At 50.1% G+C, this 20,448-nt stretch carries 29 protein-coding genes and 1 pseudogene; 12 read left to right on the forward strand and 18 right to left on the reverse strand.

The genetic code is table 11. The annotated features are described in order from the left end of the window. Positions 1-5 precede the first annotated feature (5 nt). Positions 6-1,046 carry a hypothetical protein gene (locus BQ7483_RS13065; protein WP_171030726.1) on the reverse strand — a complete coding sequence of 347 codons (1,041 nt, stop codon included), beginning with the start codon at positions 1,044-1,046 and terminating at the stop codon, positions 6-8. A 35-nt stretch (positions 1,047-1,081) separates the two neighbouring features. Further along, positions 1,082-2,017, reverse strand: coding sequence for a peptidase (locus BQ7483_RS13070; RefSeq protein WP_032934379.1), 936 nt, complete (start codon positions 2,015-2,017; stop codon positions 1,082-1,084). A 208-nt stretch (positions 2,018-2,225) separates the two neighbouring features. Between BQ7483_RS13070 and BQ7483_RS13075 the strand changes: the two genes are divergently transcribed. The 12 genes from BQ7483_RS13075 (at position 2,226) to BQ7483_RS13135 (ending at position 12,034) form a co-directional block, all read left to right on the forward strand. Next, on the forward strand, positions 2,226-2,690 hold the full coding sequence (locus BQ7483_RS13075; protein WP_008675577.1) for a terminase gpP N-terminus-related DNA-binding protein: 465 nt from the start codon (positions 2,226-2,228) through the stop codon (positions 2,688-2,690). Between the two features lie 7 nt (positions 2,691-2,697). Further along, positions 2,698-4,257 (forward strand): hypothetical protein, encoded by a 1,560-nt coding sequence (locus tag BQ7483_RS13080; RefSeq protein WP_008675575.1) that lies wholly within the window; start codon positions 2,698-2,700, stop codon positions 4,255-4,257. Position 4,258: 1 nt separating this feature from the next. Further along, positions 4,259-4,489, forward strand: a complete 231-nt coding sequence (locus BQ7483_RS13085) for a hypothetical protein (RefSeq protein ID WP_005798272.1) — start codon at positions 4,259-4,261, stop codon at positions 4,487-4,489. A gap of 7 nt (positions 4,490-4,496) precedes the next feature. After that, a complete protein-coding gene (locus tag BQ7483_RS13090) occupies positions 4,497-4,916 on the forward strand; it encodes a phage protein Gp36 family protein (protein ID WP_008675573.1) in 420 nt (139 codons plus the stop codon). A 4-nt stretch (positions 4,917-4,920) separates the two neighbouring features. Then, positions 4,921-6,231, forward strand: a complete 1,311-nt coding sequence (locus tag BQ7483_RS13095; protein WP_072546183.1) for a phage portal protein family protein — start codon at positions 4,921-4,923, stop codon at positions 6,229-6,231. A gap of 113 nt (positions 6,232-6,344) precedes the next feature. Beyond that, a complete protein-coding gene (locus BQ7483_RS13100) occupies positions 6,345-7,550 on the forward strand; it encodes a phage head morphogenesis protein (protein WP_008675569.1) in 1,206 nt (401 codons plus the stop codon). A gap of 110 nt (positions 7,551-7,660) precedes the next feature. Next, positions 7,661-7,894 (forward strand): hypothetical protein, encoded by a 234-nt coding sequence (locus BQ7483_RS13105; RefSeq protein WP_008675568.1) that lies wholly within the window; start codon positions 7,661-7,663, stop codon positions 7,892-7,894. A 378-nt stretch (positions 7,895-8,272) separates the two neighbouring features. Beyond that, on the forward strand, positions 8,273-9,574 hold the full coding sequence (locus BQ7483_RS13115) for a reverse transcriptase domain-containing protein (protein ID WP_072546184.1): 1,302 nt from the start codon (positions 8,273-8,275) through the stop codon (positions 9,572-9,574). Continuing rightward, complete coding sequence (locus BQ7483_RS13120; protein ID WP_008778304.1) at positions 9,574-10,059, forward strand: hypothetical protein; 486 nt, start codon at positions 9,574-9,576, stop codon at positions 10,057-10,059. The genes BQ7483_RS13115 and BQ7483_RS13120 overlap by 1 nt, the downstream gene beginning before the upstream one ends. Before the next feature lie 189 nt (positions 10,060-10,248). Then, on the forward strand, positions 10,249-10,491 hold the full coding sequence (locus BQ7483_RS13125; RefSeq protein ID WP_008778303.1) for a helix-turn-helix domain-containing protein: 243 nt from the start codon (positions 10,249-10,251) through the stop codon (positions 10,489-10,491). Between the two features lie 68 nt (positions 10,492-10,559). Beyond that, positions 10,560-11,198 (forward strand): thymidylate synthase, encoded by a 639-nt coding sequence (locus BQ7483_RS13130; RefSeq protein WP_008675554.1) that lies wholly within the window; start codon positions 10,560-10,562, stop codon positions 11,196-11,198. Next, entirely contained in the window at positions 11,195-12,034 is an 840-nt protein-coding gene (locus BQ7483_RS13135) for a DNA adenine methylase (RefSeq protein ID WP_072546185.1), read from the forward strand. Before BQ7483_RS13130 ends, BQ7483_RS13135 begins: the two co-directional genes overlap by 4 nt. An 84-nt stretch (positions 12,035-12,118) precedes the next feature. On the opposite strand, the gene BQ7483_RS13140 is transcribed toward BQ7483_RS13135, so the two are convergent. The 16 genes and pseudogenes from BQ7483_RS13140 to BQ7483_RS17580 all read right to left on the reverse strand — a co-directional run bounded on the left by BQ7483_RS13140 (position 12,119) and on the right by BQ7483_RS17580 (position 20,330). Continuing rightward, positions 12,119-12,559, reverse strand: a complete 441-nt coding sequence (locus tag BQ7483_RS13140; RefSeq protein WP_008675551.1) for a hypothetical protein — start codon at positions 12,557-12,559, stop codon at positions 12,119-12,121. Then, complete coding sequence (locus BQ7483_RS13145; protein WP_072546186.1) at positions 12,556-13,113, reverse strand: phage virion morphogenesis family protein; 558 nt, start codon at positions 13,111-13,113, stop codon at positions 12,556-12,558. The genes BQ7483_RS13140 and BQ7483_RS13145 overlap by 4 nt, the downstream gene beginning before the upstream one ends. Before the next feature lie 4 nt (positions 13,114-13,117). Further along, positions 13,118-13,348: pseudogene (locus BQ7483_RS18345) on the reverse strand (hypothetical protein); the annotation flags it as partial. Positions 13,349-13,351: 3 nt separating this feature from the next. Continuing rightward, positions 13,352-13,573 carry a DnaJ-like cysteine-rich domain-containing protein gene (locus BQ7483_RS13155; protein WP_032934375.1) on the reverse strand — a complete coding sequence of 74 codons (222 nt, stop codon included), beginning with the start codon at positions 13,571-13,573 and terminating at the stop codon, positions 13,352-13,354. An 11-nt stretch (positions 13,574-13,584) separates the two neighbouring features. Beyond that, on the reverse strand, positions 13,585-14,250 hold the full coding sequence (locus BQ7483_RS13160) for a DUF3164 family protein (protein WP_008675544.1): 666 nt from the start codon (positions 14,248-14,250) through the stop codon (positions 13,585-13,587). Positions 14,251-14,278: 28 nt separating this feature from the next. After that, positions 14,279-14,470: a hypothetical protein gene (locus tag BQ7483_RS13165; RefSeq protein ID WP_224202234.1), complete on the reverse strand. Its 192-nt coding sequence runs from the start codon at positions 14,468-14,470 to the stop codon at positions 14,279-14,281. A gap of 5 nt (positions 14,471-14,475) precedes the next feature. Continuing rightward, positions 14,476-14,967 (reverse strand): hypothetical protein, encoded by a 492-nt coding sequence (locus tag BQ7483_RS13170; RefSeq protein ID WP_072546187.1) that lies wholly within the window; start codon positions 14,965-14,967, stop codon positions 14,476-14,478. Position 14,968: 1 nt separating this feature from the next. Further along, positions 14,969-15,202, reverse strand: coding sequence for a hypothetical protein (locus BQ7483_RS13175; RefSeq protein WP_008778299.1), 234 nt, complete (start codon positions 15,200-15,202; stop codon positions 14,969-14,971). A gap of 8 nt (positions 15,203-15,210) precedes the next feature. Continuing rightward, the gene (locus tag BQ7483_RS13180) at positions 15,211-15,426 is read right to left on the reverse strand and encodes a hypothetical protein (protein ID WP_008675537.1); all 216 of its coding nucleotides are present in this window, start codon (positions 15,424-15,426) and stop codon (positions 15,211-15,213) included. A 19-nt stretch (positions 15,427-15,445) separates the two neighbouring features. Further along, positions 15,446-15,742 carry a DUF4406 domain-containing protein gene (locus tag BQ7483_RS13185; RefSeq protein ID WP_032934364.1) on the reverse strand — a complete coding sequence of 99 codons (297 nt, stop codon included), beginning with the start codon at positions 15,740-15,742 and terminating at the stop codon, positions 15,446-15,448. Position 15,743: 1 nt separating this feature from the next. Continuing rightward, the gene (locus tag BQ7483_RS13190) at positions 15,744-16,364 is read right to left on the reverse strand and encodes an AAA family ATPase (RefSeq protein WP_072546188.1); all 621 of its coding nucleotides are present in this window, start codon (positions 16,362-16,364) and stop codon (positions 15,744-15,746) included. After that, complete coding sequence (locus BQ7483_RS13195) at positions 16,361-16,588, reverse strand: hypothetical protein (protein WP_008675531.1); 228 nt, start codon at positions 16,586-16,588, stop codon at positions 16,361-16,363. Before BQ7483_RS13195 ends, BQ7483_RS13190 begins: the two co-directional genes overlap by 4 nt. A 3-nt stretch (positions 16,589-16,591) precedes the next feature. Beyond that, on the reverse strand, positions 16,592-17,464 hold the full coding sequence (locus BQ7483_RS13200) for an AAA family ATPase (RefSeq protein ID WP_072546189.1): 873 nt from the start codon (positions 17,462-17,464) through the stop codon (positions 16,592-16,594). 38 nt (positions 17,465-17,502) lie between these two features. Continuing rightward, positions 17,503-19,515 carry a hypothetical protein gene (locus BQ7483_RS13205; RefSeq protein ID WP_032934363.1) on the reverse strand — a complete coding sequence of 671 codons (2,013 nt, stop codon included), beginning with the start codon at positions 19,513-19,515 and terminating at the stop codon, positions 17,503-17,505. 12 nt (positions 19,516-19,527) lie between these two features. Next, complete coding sequence (locus BQ7483_RS13210; protein WP_008675524.1) at positions 19,528-19,890, reverse strand: hypothetical protein; 363 nt, start codon at positions 19,888-19,890, stop codon at positions 19,528-19,530. 62 nt (positions 19,891-19,952) lie between these two features. Continuing rightward, positions 19,953-20,330: a hypothetical protein gene (locus tag BQ7483_RS17580; RefSeq protein WP_138286955.1), complete on the reverse strand. Its 378-nt coding sequence runs from the start codon at positions 20,328-20,330 to the stop codon at positions 19,953-19,955. Positions 20,331-20,448: the final 118 nt, after the last annotated feature.

Below are 20,448 nucleotides of genomic sequence, written 5' to 3' on the forward strand. Positions count from 1 at the left end.
AATCATCATGCTTGATAGCCGCTCATCATTACCACTCCGGCATCCTCTTTCTTGGGCATGCAGATGAAGTAATGGCGGAAGTTAATCAGGTTACGCTGGTTCAACGGGTCGTTCTTTGACTCGGAATAATACATCTTGGTAGAGCCTGTTGCCTTGAAAACCCGCTGTTTGTAGAAGGCAAACGAACACGGGAATTCACCGGCTTCTGCCGTTGCACCCAATGCCTTTTTCACTCCGGCTGTAGTATAAAGCGGATTGTTGCCGTACTCATAGATTTCAAAGCCGTACAGGTTGCCTACCTTGCCGCTGTTGCGGTCAATGTTGTACTGCTCGCGGAATGCCTGGCTGGTCAGCAGCAGGTCATTCACATGGTCGGGGCAAAGCACCAGTCTGCGGCCGTCTGACGGCACGCGCAGGTTGTCAAGGGCACGCTTCATTTCCACAAGGTCATTCACGGTAAGGCGCAGACGGTTTGTGGCCGGATCTTTCTCGCCGGTAGTCTTAAGCACCGGGGTCGTTGCCGTATTCTTGTTCGCGCAAAGGGCATGGGCCGCCTTGGTGAACTTCGCATCATTGATACTGTTGGCATGACCTTCCTTTACACGGGCGGTCTTGTCATAGCTGATGGCATAAAGTTCGTCATCCGTAATCGGCGTGGCCTTGGTCTGGAATTTGTCAAGCTTGATGGCGATGTCCTTGTCTTCCAAAGCCTGTACGTCAATCGGGTAGGTCTTGTTGTTAATCAAGACGTCCGGATCCACCCCTACCTCTACCAGATGAATCACATCGTTGTTCACGATACTGCTTTGGTCGGGAATTCCTGACAGCCACGTGCCTTCCAGCCCGGCACGGAGTACCTTGACAAGCTCGCCCGTCCAGATTTCCGTATAAACCCCTTCACGGAGTATTGAAGCGCTCTGCGGAGCCATGCCCATGAAGGCTGCCACCGCATTCATTCCCACAGCTCCGGCTGCAGGAGAGAATCCCAGCACGGAAGCACACACGGCACCTGTCAGCGTATTGAACAGGAGTGCCGTCAAAAGCATTACAATTTTTCCCATTGTCTTCATTTTAAAGGTTTTCAAATTTCACAGGTCATTCCATATTCGGCCTTGTACAGACGCTTGTACTCCTCCGGGTTCTGCTCACGCATTTCAAGCAGTGCGTCACTCGGGACATCGCTCAGCTTGGCATAGGTGGACGGCTGTGCCTGCTGCTTGCCACCCTGGTAACTCAGCACGGTGGAGATCTTCACCTGGGGTTGCATGGCATCAAGCACATTCTTCAGCTCGTCGGATCCAACCTTCTTGCCCAGTTCGATAAACTGTGCCTTCTTGTCTTCCCCCAGTCGTTTCTCCGCTACGGCCTTTTCCACAAGACCGGTAATGCGGGCCAGGGTCAGCTTCCCGTTTTCATCTTTCAGAGAGTCATTCTCAGCCTTGGCCGCTTTCAGGTCATTCAATGCCCGGGTTACATCAGCCTCCGTCGCCGTTTCCGGCAGCCCCAATTGAAGGGCCAAAAGTTTCAGTTCCATTTCTTCTTCTGTTTTTTGATTATTGATTGATGGCAAGGGACATTCCCCGTCCCTTCCCAAAGTGATTTGTTTACCGTCTTTCATCAATATGATGGCATCATCGTTAGAACCAACGTCCACCAGAGAGACCTCGTACAGTTTACTCTTGGTCACGGTCGGACAAGTCTGTCCCGGCAGTAGATGTTCGGGCTGTTCGCTCAGTTCCAGGATATCTATGCCGGCACTTACCATTCTCAGGCTGCCGAACTCAAATTGTTTCTTACACCTCTTACTGAGGTCGGTCGCCTCGTCAAACACGGGTTCACCGGTCACCTCGCCGTCTTCCACCCGGATATCCTTCACATAACCGATCACGCTACCGCGCTGGTGCATGTACAGCAGTACCGGATTCCGACAGTACTGCTCCACACTCATGCCCGATGTCAGCACGCGGCTTCCGTAACTGTTCAGGCTGTCATTTGAAATTCTTACACGTTTACTCATTTTTCCATGCCACGCCTTTGTGCGTTGGCTTTGCAATATTACGGAGCACTCGCAGGGCCGCCAAAAATGTGTGCAACGGTTGCACACTTCTATGAAACCGTTACACATTATTTTGGCGGCAAACCGATAAGCGGACAACTTTGCGAACAAATCGGGCAGGTGTACAGTCATTCCAATACCTGCCGTTCAAACCTATATTCTTTATAATATGACAAAGGCAGAAATCGAAAAGAAGAAATCGCTCGCACGCTCACTATTCCTCTCCGGAATGGAGCAAACGGAAATAGCGGAAAAGGTGGACGTGTCTCGTGTCACCATATCCAAATGGTGTACCTCCGAAGGGTGGAAAGAAGCAAGGGCGGCAAAGAACGTCACCCGGCCGGAACTGGTGAACAAGCTTCTGCTCACCATCGACACGCTTATCACACAAGTGAACTCGTCGGATGACCCCACATTGATAGCCGGGCTGGGCGACAAGCTGGCAAAACTGTCGGCGGTCATCGAGAAGCTCGACAAGAAGGCCAATGTGGTGGATGCCATCGAAGTGTTCATGGCATTTTCCAAATGGATCGAATACCGCTCGACGATCGACCCGGATGTGACCCCGGAATTGGTAAAGGCCATCAACAAGTACCAGGACCTGTACATAACCGAACAGATGGGCATAAAATAACAAGGGCATGGCAACAGCAGCGGAAAAGAAACAGGCATACGAACAGTGGAAAGAACACTGCAAAAGGGTACAGTCCATTACGGATACGGCGCTGCTCGCAGGCGAGACACCGGCACAAAGGGACAGGCGCATTCTGCGGCTGCAGGGTAACTATGCCGCATTCTGCGAATATTACTTTCCCCACTTCCTCACCTTGCGTGACAAGACTACCGGGGAAGCCATACGCACCATTCACAATGCACCGTTCCACAATGCCGCAGCGGCCAAAGTAAGGGGTACGCCCAACCTGAAGGCGGTATTCATGTGGCCGCGCGGTCATGCCAAGTCCACTCACATGGACATCTTCGTCCCATTATGGCTCATGTTCCAACCAAAGCGGCTCATCAATTTCATGGTGGTGGTCGGCAAAAGCGAAGACTCTGCCACACGTCTGCTGGGCGATATTCAGGCGGAACTGGAACACAACCAGCGCATCATTGCCGACTTCGGCAAGCAGCAGGGGAATGCCTCCTGGCAGGATGGGGAGTTCAAGGCTGCCAACGGGGTGAAATTCCTGGCTTGCGGACGCGGACAGTCTCCGCGTGGTCTGCGCGACCGGGAAGCACGCCCGGACTACATCGTCATCGATGACTTGGATGACGACGAACTGTGCCGCAATGAGAAACGGGTGCATGACATTACAGACTGGGTGAAAGAAGCCCTTTTTGGTGCACTGGATGTGGGCCGGGGACGCTTTATCATGGTCGGGAACCTCATTTCTAAAAACTCGGTGCTGGCCAATCTCACCAAGACAAAAGGGGTACATGTATCCGTCATCAAGGCAATAGACAAGAACGGAGAACCGGTATGGCGCGAAAAATGGACAAAAGAGGAGGCGCAGGAATACAGGGATTTCGTAGGCTACCGGGCATGGGAAAAGGAGATGATGCACAACCCCATCGTGGACGGCACTATCTTCCGGGCAGACTGGATTCGTTACAAGAAACTGCCCAGACTGTCCAAGTATGAAATGCTGGTCTGCTATACCGACCCCTCTTTCAAATCGACCACTTCAAACGACTACAAGGCTTGCCGCCTTTGGGGCAAGATTGGGAAGGAACTGCACCTTATAGACTGTTACGTCCGGCAGGATACCGTTTCCGGAATGGTACGGTGGCTTTACGACCTCTACGAGCGTACACGCGATACGGCAGCCGTCCAGTTCTTTATGGAAGCGAACTTCATGCAGGATGTCATTCTGGATGAGTTTGAGGCAGAAGGAAATCTGCGTGGATACCAACTGCCCATCATGCCGGACAAACGAAAGAAGCCGGACAAGCTCCAGCGCATCGAAGCGGTGTCACCATTATGGGAACGCGGTTTCGTATTCTACAATGAGAAGTTGAAAGAATCGCCGGATATGCAGACCGGAATCGAACAGACCTTGGCTCTGGAGCGTGGCAGCCGTATTCACGATGATGCACCGGATGCCGACGAGGGAGCCATCTGGATGCTGCAGCGCAATTCAAGACAGGAGAGTTTTCAACCGGTGTTCGGCAAAAGGCCGACCGCCAAAAATATATGGTAACATGATACAACTGATTAAAAGAATGATTTTTGCATGGCGCTATAAACGTGCCGTTGCCCGTGCTTGCAAGTATGCCAAGCTCTACGGAAGAAAATACTACGTCCTGTATATGGGCGGCAAACTGAAAGTTGTCCCCAAAAGGAATATCTGCGAACTGATTCACCGCCACCGTTTCCGCAAGGGAACCACTATCCGGGATATAGAAAAAATGGCATTATTCATCACTAAATAATAAGGTCATGTTCATTACAGAAGAAGATTACAAAGTTGTCATCGGCGACAACGCATTGAAGGTCATCTCCCAGGTAAGCCCGGAAAACCGTACCAATGCAGAAGCGGAAGCCCGGGAAGAAATTGCCGGTTATCTACGGCCGAAATACGACTGTACGGCCATTTTCTCTGCACAGGATGAACACCGGAACCGGCTCATTGTCATGTACACCTGCGACATTTCACTTTACCACATGAGCGCAGCCATGCCACAAAAGATGGGAAGCGAGATACGCAAGGAACGATATGAACGGGCCATCAAGTGGCTTGAAGGCGTACAGGCCGGAAAAATTGTCCCTGATTTGCCCCTGGCTGTCGGAGAAGATGGGCTTCCGTCCGGAAATTCACTTGTTTACAGCTGTCAGAAGCAGCTTCATCATAACTGGTAGGACTATGGATATTAAAGACTTTTTCAGCGGTATGTTTTCCAGTAAACCGAAAAACGTACTGCAAACGCCATACGGCAATTTTAATCTGGCCAAGGGGAAAGACATCAAGCGGGTGCAGAAAATGGTCATCGACCTGCAGCGCACCACCGATGCACTCACCCGGAAGGACATCAAGAACTGGCGCGATGCCTGGCAGTCGGCCATCAATGTGGACAGCCCCAGCCGCCAGCGCCTGTACGACATCTACCGGGACGCGGAAATAGATCTTCACCTCTCCGGATGCGTGGAGCAGCGCAGAGGGTTTGTCATGGCACGCTCTTTCAAAATCGTAGACGTGAAAGGGGATGAGAACGAGGAGGCGGTACACTTCTTCGACCAATCCTGGTTCAAACAGCTCATGCGATATGCGCTCGATTCCATCTACTGGGGACATTCGCTCATCGAATTGGGCGACCTTTGCACTGACGGCGACGGCTGCATCTGTTATTCGGATGTGAAGCTTATTCCGCGTAAGCATGTCATTCCTGAATATGGGCGTGTCATAACCGACCTCGGACAGGACTGGACTACAGGTATAGACTACCGCCAGCCGCCTTTTTCGGACTGGCTCATTGAGGCCGGCAGACCTGACGACCTCGGGCTGTATCTCAAGGCAGCTTCACAGACTATCCCCAAAAAGAATATGCTGGCTTTTTGGGATACCTTCGGGGAAATATTCGGAATGCCCATGCGTATAGCACGCACCACCTCGCGCGACCAGAAAGAAATCGACCGCATTGACAAGATGCTGCGTGAAGCCGGAACCGCTCTCTCCATGGTGGCAGGAATGGAAACCGAAATCGAATTTGTGGAAAGCGGCAAGGGAGATGCATTCAATGTCTATGACAAGCGCATCGATCGGGCCAATTCCGAACTGTCAAAGCTTATCATCGGACAAACGATGACCATTGAGGACGGAAGCAGCCTCTCACAGTCTGAAACGCACCTTGAAGTGTTCCAGAACCTCGTGGAAAGTGACTGCGACATGCTGCGGGATATAGTGAACAACCAACTCATTCCGCGCATGGTTCGTCACGGTTTTCCTGTCAAGGGACTGCGTTTTGATTGGGACTACTCCATTGACTACACTCCCGAACAGCAGAAAGCCTACGAAGAAATGGTACTGCAGCACTACAAGGTGAAGCCACAGTACTTTGAGGAAAAATACGGCATTCCGTGCGAGGAGAAGGAACCGAAGGAAGAGCCGGACCCGGCAGATCCGAAAAAGAAGAAAGACGACAAACAGGCTGGAACGCTATCCCGTTTTTTCGACTGAGCCCCGAGGATTATTCGGGGCTGCATCTACGCTACAGTTCATTGCTTGGCAATCATACCCTCCAACTCTCAAAAGAGGACGAGGCAAAATTGATGCGTGACAAGCTTACAGAGATGTTCGACCGCATGATGAAAGCCCTGTTCCGGGAGCAGGGGGCAAACCTTGAAATCAACATACTGGCTTCAGAAGAGGCGCAGGACTTTATAGAGACGCACGCCTCCGTCCTGGACTCTTCATTCCGGCAGGTGGAGATGTCCGAGGCCATGCGAGGGCGCCTGCAGAGGTCGGATTATATATTCTCAGGCCTAAAGACGTTCCATGAACTGAACGAAGCCTTCCCCTCCCTGCTGGATGAGAACGGCAATCGAAAAACGTTCGAACGCTTTTTGAACGATGTCCGGAAGATAGACGAAACCTATAATCGGGGCTACCTCCGGGCAGAGTACAACTTTGTGCAGGCTTCGGCGACTATGGCCGCCAAGTGGGAACGGTTCGCAGAAGACGGGGACCGCTACAACCTCCAGTACCGGACGGCCGGGGATGGCAAGGTTCGCCCGGAACATGCCGAACTGCATGGGGTAACACGACCTATGGCAGACCCCTTTTGGGAAGAGTATTTCCCGCCAAATGGATGGAACTGCAGGTGCACCGTAGTCCAGGTACGAAAATCCAAATATCCGGAAACGCCCTACGATGAGGCAATGGCATTGGGCGAGTCAGCCCTTCAAAGGGACACCAAAGGCATCTTCCGGTTCAACCCGGGAAAAGAACAGAAGACCATGCCGGATTACAACCCATACACCATCAAAAGGTGCAGGGATTGTGATATGGCCAAAGGGAAACTTAAACTGGCCTTCGTTCCGGACAACGAGCTGTGCGCCGCCTGCAAAATACTGCAAAAATGCGCCGGAGACCGGGAAAAGTCCGCACGAGCTATCGAACGTATCCATTATCTGCATGAAATGGAGCCTCTACTTCAAAAGAAAGTGGAAAAGAACATAAATGGCAAGGACTTGAATATCGGCTTTACCAAAGAGGGCAACAAGCACTTGTTCTCCGACACATTCGGACGGACACGCATCGTTTCCAAGGAGGACTTGAAGAACCTGGATTCACACCTTGAACGTGCCGAATATGTGGATGATTCCGCATTGACTCACCCAAGGACGGACAATGTGGAACACTTCTTCTACTTCAAAGTTAAAATCAATGGAAAATGGGTAAGGCTTAATGTTGCCAAAGAAGTAACAAGAAGGGATAACGGTTATATCCGCATAAAATACTTTTTATACTCAGTAAATGATATAATAGTAGAATAAAAAAAAACAAAAGCACCAAGGGCGACACTTTGGACTAAAACGCCTGCTCGTCATTCCCTCAATGCTTCTGTGTTTGCAAATATACAAAACATTTTTTAATCCAATTGCTTATGAACAAGATTCTTTCATTTTTGAAACAAAGTAACCGCTACAAACACCTGGTAGGCGGTTTTATCGTGGGGCTGCCAGCCCTGACACCGTACGCGGCCTTATACGCAGCCGCCATCGCAGCCTCCTCGCTGGAGCTCAAAGACAAGCTCCGGGGCGGTCGTTGGGACTGGACGGACTGGACACTCACCGTGACCGGAGGAGCAATCGCCGCATTGATTTTCCTCGTTATCTAACAAGGGGACTGGCTTTTATCCGTACCTTTGCACCCCGGTGGAGCTTCCTGATAGTCCGTGTGGTCTATCGCGGGTACAACAATGCGAATGCGAATGGCGGCGTGTCGAATGCGAATGCGAATAACGATGCATCGAACTCGAACACGAATGTCGGCTCCCGTCTGGAAATCTAACAATCGGCGTACAACACCGGGGACGTGTCCCCTACCGTGGTGCCGAGGGAAGCAAGCCACAGCAAAAGCGCACAGGTGCGGAAAGCTGAAAAATCACGCGTCGGGTGGAGTTTGGTAGGCTCAAGTCAGCTCGAAGAAGTCAGACCCGGGGAAAGGAAGGCCCTTATCTTCCGTTTGTAAAACAATCAAAAAAAACGATGCTATAATGCACAGGCAAGGATATATAGTGGAAGAGATTGCCGATTATTCCAATATGGCGGAATCGTTCAACCAGGTCCTCCGTGGCTCCAAACGAAAAAAAAGCCGCCAGGGACGTTACCTGCTTGCGCACAGGGAAGAGGTGCTTCAGGAACTTACCGGAAAAATCAAGACGGGTACATTCACCGTCAAGGATTACCGGGAGAGGGAAATCGTGGAGGGTGGAAAAATGCGACGTATCCAGATACTCACCATGAAGGACCGCATCGCCGTCCACGCAATCATGGCCGTAGTGGACAGGCACCTGAAGAAACGGTTCATCCGTACCACCTCAGCCAGCATCAAGAACCGCGGCATGCACGACCTCATGGAGTACATACGCCGCGACATGAAAGAAGACCCGGAAGGAACACGCTACTGCTACAAATTCGACATCTCCAAGTTCTATGAGAGCGTGGGGCAGGATTTCGTAATGTATTGTGTCCGGAGGGTATTCAAGGACAAGAAACTCATCGCCATGCTTGACAACTTCGTAAGGCTCATGCCGCAAGGAATCAGCATCGGGCTGAGGTCGTCGCAAGGGTTGGGCAACCTGCTCCTGTCTGTTTTTTTAGACCATTATTTGAAGGACAAGTACGGCGTCCGCCATTTCTACCGCTATTGCGATGACGGCGTGGTACTCGGTGACGCGAAATCAGAATTGTGGAAGATTCGTGATGCCGTCCACTTCCAGGTCACACAAATCGGGCTTACCGTAAAGCCTGATGAACGTGTATTCCCGGTGGACGAGGGCATAGACTTCTTGGGATATGTCATATACCCCGACCATGTGCGCCTACGCAAGCGCATCAAACAGAAGTTCGCCCGAAAAATGCACGAGGTCAAATCGAGGAAAAGAAGGCGTGAACTGGTCGCTTCCTTCTATGGGATGGCCAAGCACGCCGACTGCAATATGTTGTTTAATAAATTAACAGGCAAAAAAATGAGATCATTTAAAGACTTGAACGTTTCCTACAAGCCGGAAGACGGCAAGAAACGTTTTCCCGGCTCCGTGGTAAGCATCCGGGAATTAGTGAACTTACCCATCATCGTGAAGGACTTCGAGACCGGCATCCGCACCGAACAGGGCGAAGACCGCTGTATCGTAGCCATCGAGATGAATGGCGAGGCCAAGAAGTTCTTCACCAACTCGGAAGAGATGAAGAACATCCTCGCGCAAGTGAGTGAAATGCCGGACGGATTTCCGTTTGAGACCATCATCCGGACGGAAACTTTCGGCAAAGGTAGAACCAAGTATGTATTCAGCTGATGAAAAAAGTGGAAGGAAACACCGGGGTACGGTTGCTTGAATGCATAAACCCCATTAAAAACAAATGGCGTGTCCGATGGGACGTGCAGCCGGGAGAGAACGGATCGGCCACCTACATGGAAGAGGAGTTCGACCATCGACCCACCGAAGACGAGATACGCTCCACGGTCATAACATGGCACAACCGGGAAACCGACAAGGATATCCTATCAGGTTTCACCTACGAGAATGTCCCGGTATGGTTGTCAAGCGAGAACCAGTTCAACTACAAGGCAGCCTACGACCTTGCCGTGCAAACAGCAGGGGCGACTCTTCCGGTCGTGTTCAAATTCGGGACGGACACCGAACCGGTCTATCGCGAGTTTGCTACACTGGAAGACCTGACAGACTTCTATACGAAAGCCATGCAGCATATCCAAAACACGCTGGCCGACGGATGGAAAAAGAAAGATGTATTTGATTTGTCGCTATATGCGGTAGATTAAAAAAAGCCTTCGGGGGTAAGGCTGTAAAAAAAGCCCCCGGCCTGTTAAAACAGTCGTCTCACTTACTATTAAACACAACGCACCCAAATGGAGCGCGGCCGGGGGCAATGCCCTCATGCCACCCCATTTGGGTGTTTTCGTTGTTGTTTAATAAGTGAGACAGTGCAAAAGTACTAATTTTTGTTGAATATGAAAGTAATTGAGATACTGAAATTGAATAAAGGAATGCTGAAAACATGCCGGAAAGTGGGAATCCGGATGGAAGACGTACAGTATATCGAACTATACAATGACTACAACAGGCTGTTGGACGAAGGCGAAAAGGTTTCCTACATCGTGGCAGTACTGGCCGAACGTTATAATGTTTGCGAGCGAAAGGTATACACGCTCATCAAACGGCTGCAAAGCGACTGTAACCCGTTTGCAGTGTAATGGGACAGCCTCCCCATTGAAGAGGGATAACGGCGCGGTACCTTTGCAGGGTATCAAAACGACACACCATGAACAAGTATTATCAAATCCTGAAAAAGGTACTTGCCGACGGCAAGACACAAAAAGGCAGAAAAGGCGAAAGCCGTTACCTACTGAACGAGACGGTAACGCTGTCCCCTGCGGAACTGCTCGATATTTTCGAGGGACACAATATCGCACGGAAAAAGCTCAGAAGCGAACTGTCGCTCTTCATGAGCGGGGAAAGACAGGTTGAGAAATACCGGGAAGCCGGGATAAACTGGTGGGACTACTGCGGCTCCATCCTCGTGAACTCCTACCCTACCTATTTCGAGAAGCTGCCACCTCTGATTGGCAAAATCAACCGGGAAAAACGAAGCAGCAAGAACTACGTGCTGTTCCTCGGTTCGACCGGCACGGAAAGCAACCAGGCACCATGCCTCAGCCTCGTACAGTTCCAGATCGAACAAGGCGAACTGGTCCTGACGGCCTACCAGCGTAGCTCGGACGCCAACCTCGGATTACCGGCGGACATCTATCACCTGTACCTTATATCCCGGCAAATAGAACTACCCCTGAAATCCATCACAATCAACCTCGGCAACGTGCATATTTACGAGAACAACGTCACACGCACACAAGAACTGCTTGCCGGAAATCCTAACGTAAAATTCGAATTGAACGTATGAAAAAGACGTATCTGTCAGCCCCGCTGCCATTCGTGGGCCAAAAGCGCATGTTCGCACGCAAGTTTATGAAAGTATTGGAACAATATCCGGAAAGCACGGTATTCGTTGACCTTTTCGGCGGTTCCGGCCTGTTATCACACATCACCAAACGATGCAAGCCGGAAGCCACGGTCATATACAACGATTTCGACAATTACCACAAGCGGTTGGAAAACATCCCAAGGACAAACCGGCTGATCGCCGACCTGCGTGCCATGGTAGGGAATTCCGTTCCACGGCACAAGACCATAACCGGAGAACTGCGTGAGCGCATCTTCAGCCGTATCCTCCAGGAGGAGCACGAGACCGGTTACGTGGACTTCATCACCCTGTCCTCCTCTTTGATGTTCTCCATGAAATATAAACTGAACGTACCGGAGATGCGGAAGGAAGCCCTTTATAACAACATCCGGAAAGCGGACTATCCGGAGTGCACGGATTATCTGGAGGGGCTGGAAATCGTCTCCTGCGATTACAAGGAGCTGTTCAACCGGTACAAAGACACGCCGGGCGTGGTGTTCCTGGTGGACCCGCCGTACCTTTCCACCGACGTGGGTACTTACAATATGAGTTGGCGTATGTCGGATTACCTCGACGTGCTGAACGTGCTATCCGGGCATCCGTTCGTCTATTTCACCTCAAACAAATCCTCCATCCTGGAGCTGTGCGAATGGATCGGGAAAAACAAAAACATCGGCAACCCGTTCGAGGGATGTACCCGGATGGAGTTCAACGCCCACATAAACTACAGCTCATCCTACACGGACATGATGCTGTTCAAAAAAGAGGCTGCCTGACGGCGTTTCTTTGCCCCCTGTTGAAATAGAAAGCCTCCGGCGGTAATTTGTCCGCCGGAGGCTTTACTGTCCGAACATGGCCGTTTATCGAAGCCGTTTGAAGGCCACGCACGAATACACCTCGATATTTTCCACGATCTCCTCGTGGTTGTGGTTCGTCTGGCTCTCCACAAGGTCAAATGCCATGAAAGTATCGCCATCCATGCACGAGAGCCGCTCATGTATCAGTTCCGGCAGGTCAAACACCTCCAACGCCTCTTCCTTGAACGGACTGCCCTCGTTGGCTGCACCGGCCCAGTCCGTCACGATATGCAGTTTCACTTCCGGTTCGGCCCGATATTCCACCCCGTCCACAATCGCGTTCCAGCGTATCGGGCAGAACTCCACGAACACGGCAGGGCGTTCCCAATTCTCCTCCTGCTCGATAAACTCCACATTGTGGTTCCACAGGTCGATGTGTTTTATCAAGCCTCCGCCCACCTCCTTCAGCTCCTTGCAGAGCATATTATAAAGTTCCTTTCTCATTTCCGTCTTATGTCAAATTCAACATTGAAATATTCCGTTATATTTTCCTCTATGATTTCACGGACAGCCTTCTCCACTTCGGGAGAAACCCCCAAGAAACGCCTTCGGGGAATCTTGATCATGCTGCCCTCCTTTTTCAAGGCCATGAACTTCCAGAACTCCGCCTCGCCGGTCAGCTGCACGGTACGTTTGTCCTTGCGTTTCTCTCCATTCTTCCTGCGTCCGAAAGAACCGGTCGCCTCGTAGTATTTATGCCAAAAGTAACGCTTCATCTTTTTTGTCACCCTTATCTCCCCGCCGTCATTGTGAATGGCCGCATACGAAAGGTCGGTGTAAAACGTGATGCTGTTCTCCGTGGTCCGGCTGGAAACGCTCCGCCTGAGCCGGCCGGTATCTATCAAAATAGAACCTCCGGGACGTGTCGGGCTTTTACGCCGCTGCCATGCCTCGGAGAAAAAAGCCTGACGCTCAAAATTACGGTCGAACTCATCTGTCATCTCCACCCGGATATCCTGCAGGATCCGGGCGATTATCTTCTGCACGTCCTTGTTCATAGTCATCGTCATTAAAGAGTAAAAGCTGGCGGGTCTCCTCGTCAGCTATCTTCTTGCTCGCATCCGCGCTCGCGTTGAGTATATTGTAGAATGTACGTTCGGTAACGGCATATACAGGATATACGTACCGCCGCCAGATCTCGCGGTTCGGTACACCGCGTTTGGCATATTGGTCGTATATCCTGTTTATCTCCTCCACACGTTTCTCATAACTTACTCCGCGTCGCTTTGCCATCGCTTACTCCTTCTTTGGATTATATGGTTGAATATCCAGTTCCATCTTCGCGCTCACTATCACCCGGCCGCTGCCGCCACACTGGGGACAAGCCTCCTCGGTAATATTCACTTTCTTTTTTCTGAAAATCCGGGAAGGAAGTTCGGTCGTTCTCTGTACGACACCCGTGCCGCGACAAGCACGGCACAAGGCTACTTTGGGGCTCTTCTCTACATTCTGTATCATACTCTTCATTTTTAGGATTCTGTCATACCCAACGGGATGGGCTTCCACATCCCGTTATTGTCTCTTATCTCAGCTCTGATGAACTGCTTGCTCACCTCCGGCTGGTAACTCTCCTCGATGATGCGCACGCCTTCCATGAAACGCTCGTCACCGGTTTCCATCGCTACCTTGCGCAATTGAACGATGCGCGAGGCTTTCAACGTACCTTTGGCATCACGTGCCAACAGGCGGAGAACCATGCTCACCAGCGCCTTGGTCTTTTCGTCCTTGGCGAGGCTTTCGATATACTCCTTCACAATGGCAATTCCGTCCTCCACCGTATCGCGGTAACCGTCTGTCACATACACGCCCAACGTGATACGCTTGCTTCCCTCGCTGTTGGTGAATGTGTGACTGCGCTGATCGTCCTTTGCTTTCGTCTTGAACAGGTCGGACTTCATTTCAAGGATGGTCTTGAAATTCTCCATCACCGTCCGCTTGCTCTCCTTGATGCGCTCGCTGATACCCAGCAACACCGGAATAGAGCGTTCGATCTCCTCGTCCACCATCTGCTTATACATCTCGCGGTCGGCTCTCGCCTTCTCTTCCGCGACTTTCTTGGCTTTCGCCTGACGGAAGGCATCAAACTCCGCCTTCTCGGTTTCCGTCATTACGACGGTCTGGTTCTTCTCTTCCATAATTCAAATCGTTTTTGTTGTTAATCCATCAATTCTCATACTCCTCACCATAATCTGGCGTTTCCAACTCGCTTTCCAACAGGGCTTCCTCATATTTCTCATAAGACCACTCGTTCAGCCTGTTGAAAAACTCTTCCCGATCATCCCGGTCCATTTCCGGGAACACGTCAAGTATCTGGTTCTTGACATTCTCAAGCAGTTCATTAAATCTCTTATCCATATCCGTCAATTTTTAGGGGCTTTGGTGTCTATGAGCATATAGGTCACCGCCGCCGGTTGTTTTACTTCCTCTTTCTTTTTTTCCTTGAGCCCGCCCTTGCGCCGGATAGAGCGCAGCTTTACAGCCAGTTGTTCCAGTTCGTCCGAAGAGATTTGACTGAACGCCTTTCCCGCAATCCGGGGATTCCGGCAGAAGTCATTGACACGCGCCCAGTCCGAAGTGTCGATTCCCATTTTTTGCATGAGTCTCAAACACACGCTGCGCCAATATTTAAGTTCCTCCTGCATCTTCTGACGACGCTCGTCCACACCGGCCAATTTCTCCAATCCCTCACAACAGGTCTTATATTCAAGCCTCGTCATATCACGAAGACTGTCTGTCCGGTTCCATGTATACTGCAACACGATGGACTTCTTGAACTCTTCCCGGTCTCCGTTGAACGGCAGCTTGTTGAACAAAGCGTAAAACCGGGCGAAATTGGTTACTTCCTGTGCCATATCATCCTTTCACTTTTTTCTCCACCGAAAGGATAGCCAGACTTATCATCATAAGTTTTACAGACTGACTGTCCTCCTCAAGCAAATCAATATCCGCAACCACAGGCTCACCGCTCATGGCATTCCATACTTGCTCTACCTCTTCCGTCTTCTTTTGGTTCATCAAAAAGAGATACGCATCATACTCGGAACGATCAAACTCAAATACGACCTGAACTTTCTGTTTTTCTTCCATAGTTCCTATCATTTATTGTTTTCTTTCTTCGTTACTTCATATCCTTTTTCTTTAAGATACGTTGCCACATAATCATCATTGCCAAGGTCATTCAGCACATCAAAAAGATAACTTGACACATACCCTGCAACGGCATGTGCCGATGCATAATCAATTTTTTCAGAGATAAACTCCACCTTCTTGGTTCTACCCAATCCTCGAAATGCTTTTTCAATGTCATTCATAATTCTATATTTTAAACTGTTATTCAAACAATACTTTAATGCCGCATGAACTCGCCACGTCAAGTTCCAGCTTCGCGCCTTTACTCAGTTCCCAGTCCTTCAGCATATAGATATACTCACAATCCAGAAGCAGGGCGATATCCGCCCGCATGTGCTCTCTCCAATGGGCCTCATCCGGCAGCCCGTTCTTAAAAGGATTGACCGGGGAAAAGCCCATATTTCTCAAATTCTGTTCCGCATTGGCAAACGCACCCTTGCGCTCGTCAATGTTATAGTGGGCTATTGCCCCGCTGATGTAAACCTTGTCTTTTTCCATATCACAAATTATTACTCGTTTGAATGATTCCTTCTTCCCACACCACATAATAGCTGCCGGCCTCACCGATGGCACGGCCTTGACAATACGCCTTATAACCGACCACCCGGATCTTCATGTCGCAGATATAACGCAAACGGATCGCACCGCCTCCCATCGGCTGGCTCTTCTTTTCCTGGCTGATCCAGATGAAGCACTTTTTCGGAAAACGCTTCATCAAGGCTACCGCATCCGGATACTCCCATTCCGACACCTGATACGAATCCACGATGATAAACTTCGGGGATTTCGGCTTCTTTAATCGGTCTATCAGTTCCTCATAGGTCTCGTCCACAACCACACGGAACTTACCTTGCACCTCGTTCATCTTCAAATATTCCATACGGCGTTGGAATGTCTGGTTCACGCCCTCTTCATAACTCAAGTACAACACAAGGCCGTATTTGCACAGTTCCTTGCCAAGCTGCATCACAAAGCTGCTCTTTCCGCTGGCACTGGCACCGCTGATGAACCAGGAGGCATTCTCCGCAGGGAACCCGAAAGGCTTGTTCCATTTCTCGCCCCACGGCAACGTCACCCATTTCTTGGCGGCTATGTCTTTCGGACTATATGCTCGTTTCATGACTCTTTTTCTATTGATTCAATCCTATATTTCAGAAACCCTTTGATGATATGCGGAGGATGGTGTATCGGGCAGAATTGCCCTACGTAAAGCCCCCAATACGGGACATAAGCATCTTTCCATATTTCATTTTGAAATGGTCCGGCTTCCTCCACAAGACCACCTTCATTTACTTTGAGCCATAACAGGTCTTGGCCTTTGTCCTCTAAAACTATCTTAACCATTTCCTATGCCATTTTAAGTTTCTCTATCTCGGTATATACTCGCCTCAGACCTCCACGTGTCTTGCGTACAATCTGCGCTATATCCGCACCTGCCGGGGCATTTACTTTAGCCACCGTCCGAGCTTGGGCATTCAAAAACGCCTCACGCTCCTTGCCGTCATCAGGTGTCACCTTGCTGTAACGGTCTCCATAACGGCTCAACATCTCGGTATAGCCCACTTTCTTACATTCTATCGAACGGTTGATCTTTTCTTTCAAACCATCCGCACCCATCATATACCAGGCACAACTGCGTTCGGTGGCATTCCACAAAGCCTTCAGCTCAAGGAACGCCTCATACTGCAAATCCCCGGCCTCGTCCAAAATAATAAGCGGATTCTCAATGGAACGGAGGTAATAAGTCAAATCCTCGTATACATCGCTATATTTACCTTTGGCATCCACTCCGAACTCCGCAGCTATCTTACGCACCAGCTTCAGCTTGGTCTTCACCTGCGAGCAGTCGATATACACGGCATTCTTGTGGTTCTGCACATAATACCTTGCGGTAAAAGTTTTTCCGATGTTTGGAATGTCGCATAGGATAGCCGACAGGCTCGACTGCTGGGAGAACTCCAGCTGGGCGGTTATATACTCGAACGTGGCGGTCTTGGCAACCTTCCACTCCATATCGGCACGGAGGCTCACACCCAAACGACGGGCTATACTTATCCAGTTGGCATCACTAAGAGCCTTGTCCGTCTGTCCGTTCTTAATGGCACTGTACACCGATGTGCTGATGCCAAGGGAAGCGGCGTGTTTGGCGTCACTCGGATAGTTCGCACGGTTGGCGGCTACCGCTCCCAAAATCTTCTGTTTTTGCGCTTCTGTAATCATAATTCAAACGCTGTTATAATGTTATTCTAATCGTATTCTTACATATCTCCAATAGCCATTGCCGCCATATTGGTCGGCTGCCATTCGTAAGCTTCATCGGGTTCTTCAGGAACAGGTGCCGTAGGTAATACAAGGCTTTCCGTTTCCTCATCTTCTTCCTCACGTTGGACCGGTGCCACACCTACCTGACCGATAGCGTTATCACGTACCCATTTGTCAAAGTGACTCATTATCTTTGCCTGTTCCGTATAAGCTGCCTTATCTTCTTCGGTCTGTTCCGCCATTACACGGCTATAAGTCACAACCGGGCGCACCTTGTCGATGTAGCGGTCATTCTGATACAGGAACACATCGGTCGGTTTGCCTTCCTCATCCGGCAAATAGAAAGCCGTCACCTTGCGGTTATTAGGCTCCAACTTCTCAAGAACCTCCGGACCGCTCAGCCACCAGTCAGCGTACGCCACACGTACCGTACTGTTCCGTCTCACGCTTGTTTCCACCCTCTCGCCGATATAACGGCTCAGGGTCAGTTTGTCAAGCGGGCGCAGAGTCGGGTTGATCCTCGCCACAAGCACGTCCCAGCGGGTCATGCCCGGATATTTCTTCTGGTTGGGGTGCAGCGTGTTGTTCCATTCAGCACAATCCCTGCGGTCATCTGCCACAAGTTCCTCAAACGTATAATATTTCCTATCCTCGTAGGTATGGTTCCCACTGTCGCTGATTTTCTTCTGATCCACACGCCGTGCCCCTTTACCGTACCAACGACCCACCCCTTCATGGTTCTTATGGGCGATGGTAGTCTTGAACGCACCGTTCAACGGCTCAGCATATTTGTCCTGAGAGTTCAACGGTGCACAAAAACGCACAAACTTGAACACCTCACCGGCTTTCAGGAAGCCCTCCTTGTACTTGCTCATCAAATGCTGCTCCACCTCGATACCGGCAGGCATCCCCCACCCGTTACGCTCAATCAGGCGGAACATATCCCGGAAACAGGCAACCACAAGGGCTTCGTCTTTATCACGGCCGTAAGCAAGCCCCACACGGCACTGGCTTACCACATCGTAGGCATAATAAGCATGTACGTATTCACCACCCTTCATGCGACGCGGAAGATCCACGTCATCCATCGTAATCTGGGACAAGGAGAACTCTCCACTGTGGCGGTGCATGTGTGGCATTTGCTCGTGGTAGAATTCCGACCACCCACGACGTTTTTTCTCTATGAGTACCTGGTTGGCCGGCTTGTTCAAGATGTTGCGAATGGTACTTTCGCTCAGTTCTTTCGGATCACCGTTCTTATCCGTAAAATCGTTATGGTTGAATATTTCCCCGGTTTCCAAATCCCATACCTCCAACTCACCGCACACAAAGGAGATATACATCTCGTGTACGTCACTGCCATAAGGCTGGTTCGGCAGCACCGTGATGCTCAGCACGAGACGCTCGGTCTTGTAATCCACTTTCCTCGCACACTGGTTACCGAACTTTCCACTGATAAGGCACTCATAACCGTACTGCTTGTACTCGTTCACCTTCTTTCGGAAACGCAAGGTACTCGCCGGCAGATCATGCCCGAACTCTTCGCGCAGCGTCTCAATGGTAGTAGCCATCATGCTCCAATCATACTTCTCTCCCATTAACTTTCGATAATCACGACTACGATTGTACAACTTGATACAAGTATTCAGTACTGAAGCATTTATCGCATACTTTCTGGCAAGCTCGTCAGAAGCCTTATCGCTGGACTGCCGGGCAGCCCAATCCATAAAGAAAGCGACGGCAGCCTGATCAAGCTCGTAATTCGATATTATCCAGCCACGCAAAAGCACGGCATTGCCACCAGGATATTTCTCCTCGACTTTTTCTTTGTAAGAGGTAGGCAGACTATCAATAACAATCAAAGCTCCATTTCCTTTCGCTCCACCACCACGACGTGCTACCTTTATCCGGCCACTGGATGCCATATACTTGTAATTCGGAACAGTCATTATTCCGCCATCAACAAGTTCACGAAACGATATGCAAAGTTTGTTATCGAAAAATTCCATACTCACACCTCCTTATTTCAATGCGGCCGCAAAATTTTGGATGCTGTCTATATTGGAAAATGTCACATTATCATAATGTCTCACCTCTTCCCCTTTATAAGTCACCACACCCGTGCTGTCGTTTTTACTGATCTCTAACAATGCGCCGTTCGGAAAATATTGGCGTATCACGTTATCATGGTCGTGTAGTGTCTCCATAACCGGAGCCACCGCCATTACAATACCACCACGCTCACGGGCGGCCTTCTGGATCCTACGGATGGTATCCGTATCCTGTTCAAAACGCAGGGCTTTCCAAACCGTCACGCTGCTTACGTTGAAAGCCTTGGCCAAAAACTGGCGATCCTCACTTGTTACATGAATATACTTCTTCATATCTCACTTGATTTTAATATCCTAATTCGTTATATTTGTTGCGTTTAAAAAAAATAACCGACTTATGCCTCAAAATCCGACATCACTGCCTTTCTTGGTATCTTACGCTGATACTCTCTCATCAGCGAAGAGCAGACCTCTAATCCAAACAGCCCTGACAGCGATTGCATCTCTTCAAGAAATTGACTGCGTGTGTATCGACAACATAACGCTACCTGACGATATTGCAGAAGCCGGCGCTCGACTTGGAGCATACACGACAGCTGATCTTGTCTGGTTCCACTTCTCAAAGCATTCACTAATGACGCAAAAGGTGTTCGAGAAAGCCGTTCGCGGACTCTTTGCTCATAGTCAGTTGGGAAGCCCGGTATGGGTGTTTCTTCTGCCGGAGAAATACCGACATCTTTACCCTTCTCCATGGAATTGATTGTTCTTTTCATAAGTCACTCATTTTAGTGTCTATATCAGAGGGAGTCCAGGGAATCGAACCCTGGCGCAAGAACCATACACTCCCGTGTGTCTTTCCACACCGCCACCCGTCTCTTAACGCCTTCCGGG

Source organism: Mediterranea massiliensis, from assembly GCF_900128475.1.
GTDB classification, from domain to species: Bacteria; Bacteroidota; Bacteroidia; order Bacteroidales; family Bacteroidaceae; genus Bacteroides; species Bacteroides massiliensis_E.

Excerpts from the sequence above, each read along its gene's own strand:
- BQ7483_RS13195 (WP_008675531.1), bottom strand. The coding sequence starts at position 16,588 with ATGGTTAAGATAGTTTTAGAGGACAAAGGCCAAGACCTGTTATGGCTC.
- BQ7483_RS13135 (WP_072546185.1), top strand. The coding sequence starts at position 11,195 with ATGAAAAAGACGTATCTGTCAGCCCCGCTGCCATTCGTGGGCCAAAAG.
- BQ7483_RS13190 (WP_072546188.1), bottom strand. The coding sequence starts at position 16,364 with ATGAAACGAGCATATAGTCCGAAAGACATAGCCGCCAAGAAATGGGTG.
- BQ7483_RS13200 (WP_072546189.1), bottom strand. The coding sequence starts at position 17,464 with ATGATTACAGAAGCGCAAAAACAGAAGATTTTGGGAGCGGTAGCCGCC.
- BQ7483_RS13090 (WP_008675573.1), top strand. The coding sequence starts at position 4,497 with ATGTTCATTACAGAAGAAGATTACAAAGTTGTCATCGGCGACAACGCA.
- BQ7483_RS13120 (WP_008778304.1), top strand. The coding sequence starts at position 9,574 with ATGAAAAAAGTGGAAGGAAACACCGGGGTACGGTTGCTTGAATGCATA.
- BQ7483_RS13205 (WP_032934363.1), bottom strand. The coding sequence starts at position 19,515 with ATGGAATTTTTCGATAACAAACTTTGCATATCGTTTCGTGAACTTGTT.
- BQ7483_RS13075 (WP_008675577.1), top strand. The coding sequence starts at position 2,226 with ATGACAAAGGCAGAAATCGAAAAGAAGAAATCGCTCGCACGCTCACTA.
- BQ7483_RS13080 (WP_008675575.1), top strand. The coding sequence starts at position 2,698 with ATGGCAACAGCAGCGGAAAAGAAACAGGCATACGAACAGTGGAAAGAA.
- BQ7483_RS13210 (WP_008675524.1), bottom strand. The coding sequence starts at position 19,890 with ATGAAGAAGTATATTCATGTAACAAGTGAGGATCGCCAGTTTTTGGCC.
- BQ7483_RS13125 (WP_008778303.1), top strand. The coding sequence starts at position 10,249 with ATGAAAGTAATTGAGATACTGAAATTGAATAAAGGAATGCTGAAAACA.
- BQ7483_RS13180 (WP_008675537.1), bottom strand. The coding sequence starts at position 15,426 with ATGAATGACATTGAAAAAGCATTTCGAGGATTGGGTAGAACCAAGAAG.
- BQ7483_RS13105 (WP_008675568.1), top strand. The coding sequence starts at position 7,661 with ATGAACAAGATTCTTTCATTTTTGAAACAAAGTAACCGCTACAAACAC.
- BQ7483_RS13145 (WP_072546186.1), bottom strand. The coding sequence starts at position 13,113 with ATGAACAAGGACGTGCAGAAGATAATCGCCCGGATCCTGCAGGATATC.
- BQ7483_RS13185 (WP_032934364.1), bottom strand. The coding sequence starts at position 15,742 with ATGGAAAAAGACAAGGTTTACATCAGCGGGGCAATAGCCCACTATAAC.
- BQ7483_RS13160 (WP_008675544.1), bottom strand. The coding sequence starts at position 14,250 with ATGGAAGAGAAGAACCAGACCGTCGTAATGACGGAAACCGAGAAGGCG.
- BQ7483_RS13100 (WP_008675569.1), top strand. The coding sequence starts at position 6,345 with ATGTTCGACCGCATGATGAAAGCCCTGTTCCGGGAGCAGGGGGCAAAC.
- BQ7483_RS13130 (WP_008675554.1), top strand. The coding sequence starts at position 10,560 with ATGAACAAGTATTATCAAATCCTGAAAAAGGTACTTGCCGACGGCAAG.
- BQ7483_RS13140 (WP_008675551.1), bottom strand. The coding sequence starts at position 12,559 with ATGAGAAAGGAACTTTATAATATGCTCTGCAAGGAGCTGAAGGAGGTG.
- BQ7483_RS13170 (WP_072546187.1), bottom strand. The coding sequence starts at position 14,967 with ATGGCACAGGAAGTAACCAATTTCGCCCGGTTTTACGCTTTGTTCAAC.
- BQ7483_RS13065 (WP_171030726.1), bottom strand. The coding sequence starts at position 1,046 with ATGCTTTTGACGGCACTCCTGTTCAATACGCTGACAGGTGCCGTGTGT.
- BQ7483_RS13155 (WP_032934375.1), bottom strand. The coding sequence starts at position 13,573 with ATGATACAGAATGTAGAGAAGAGCCCCAAAGTAGCCTTGTGCCGTGCT.
- BQ7483_RS13175 (WP_008778299.1), bottom strand. The coding sequence starts at position 15,202 with ATGGAAGAAAAACAGAAAGTTCAGGTCGTATTTGAGTTTGATCGTTCC.
- BQ7483_RS17580 (WP_138286955.1), bottom strand. The coding sequence starts at position 20,330 with ATGAAAAGAACAATCAATTCCATGGAGAAGGGTAAAGATGTCGGTATT.
- BQ7483_RS13085 (WP_005798272.1), top strand. The coding sequence starts at position 4,259 with ATGATACAACTGATTAAAAGAATGATTTTTGCATGGCGCTATAAACGT.
- BQ7483_RS13095 (WP_072546183.1), top strand. The coding sequence starts at position 4,921 with ATGGATATTAAAGACTTTTTCAGCGGTATGTTTTCCAGTAAACCGAAA.
- BQ7483_RS13165 (WP_224202234.1), bottom strand. The coding sequence starts at position 14,470 with ATGGATAAGAGATTTAATGAACTGCTTGAGAATGTCAAGAACCAGATA.
- BQ7483_RS13070 (WP_032934379.1), bottom strand. The coding sequence starts at position 2,017 with ATGAGTAAACGTGTAAGAATTTCAAATGACAGCCTGAACAGTTACGGA.
- BQ7483_RS13115 (WP_072546184.1), top strand. The coding sequence starts at position 8,273 with ATGCACAGGCAAGGATATATAGTGGAAGAGATTGCCGATTATTCCAAT.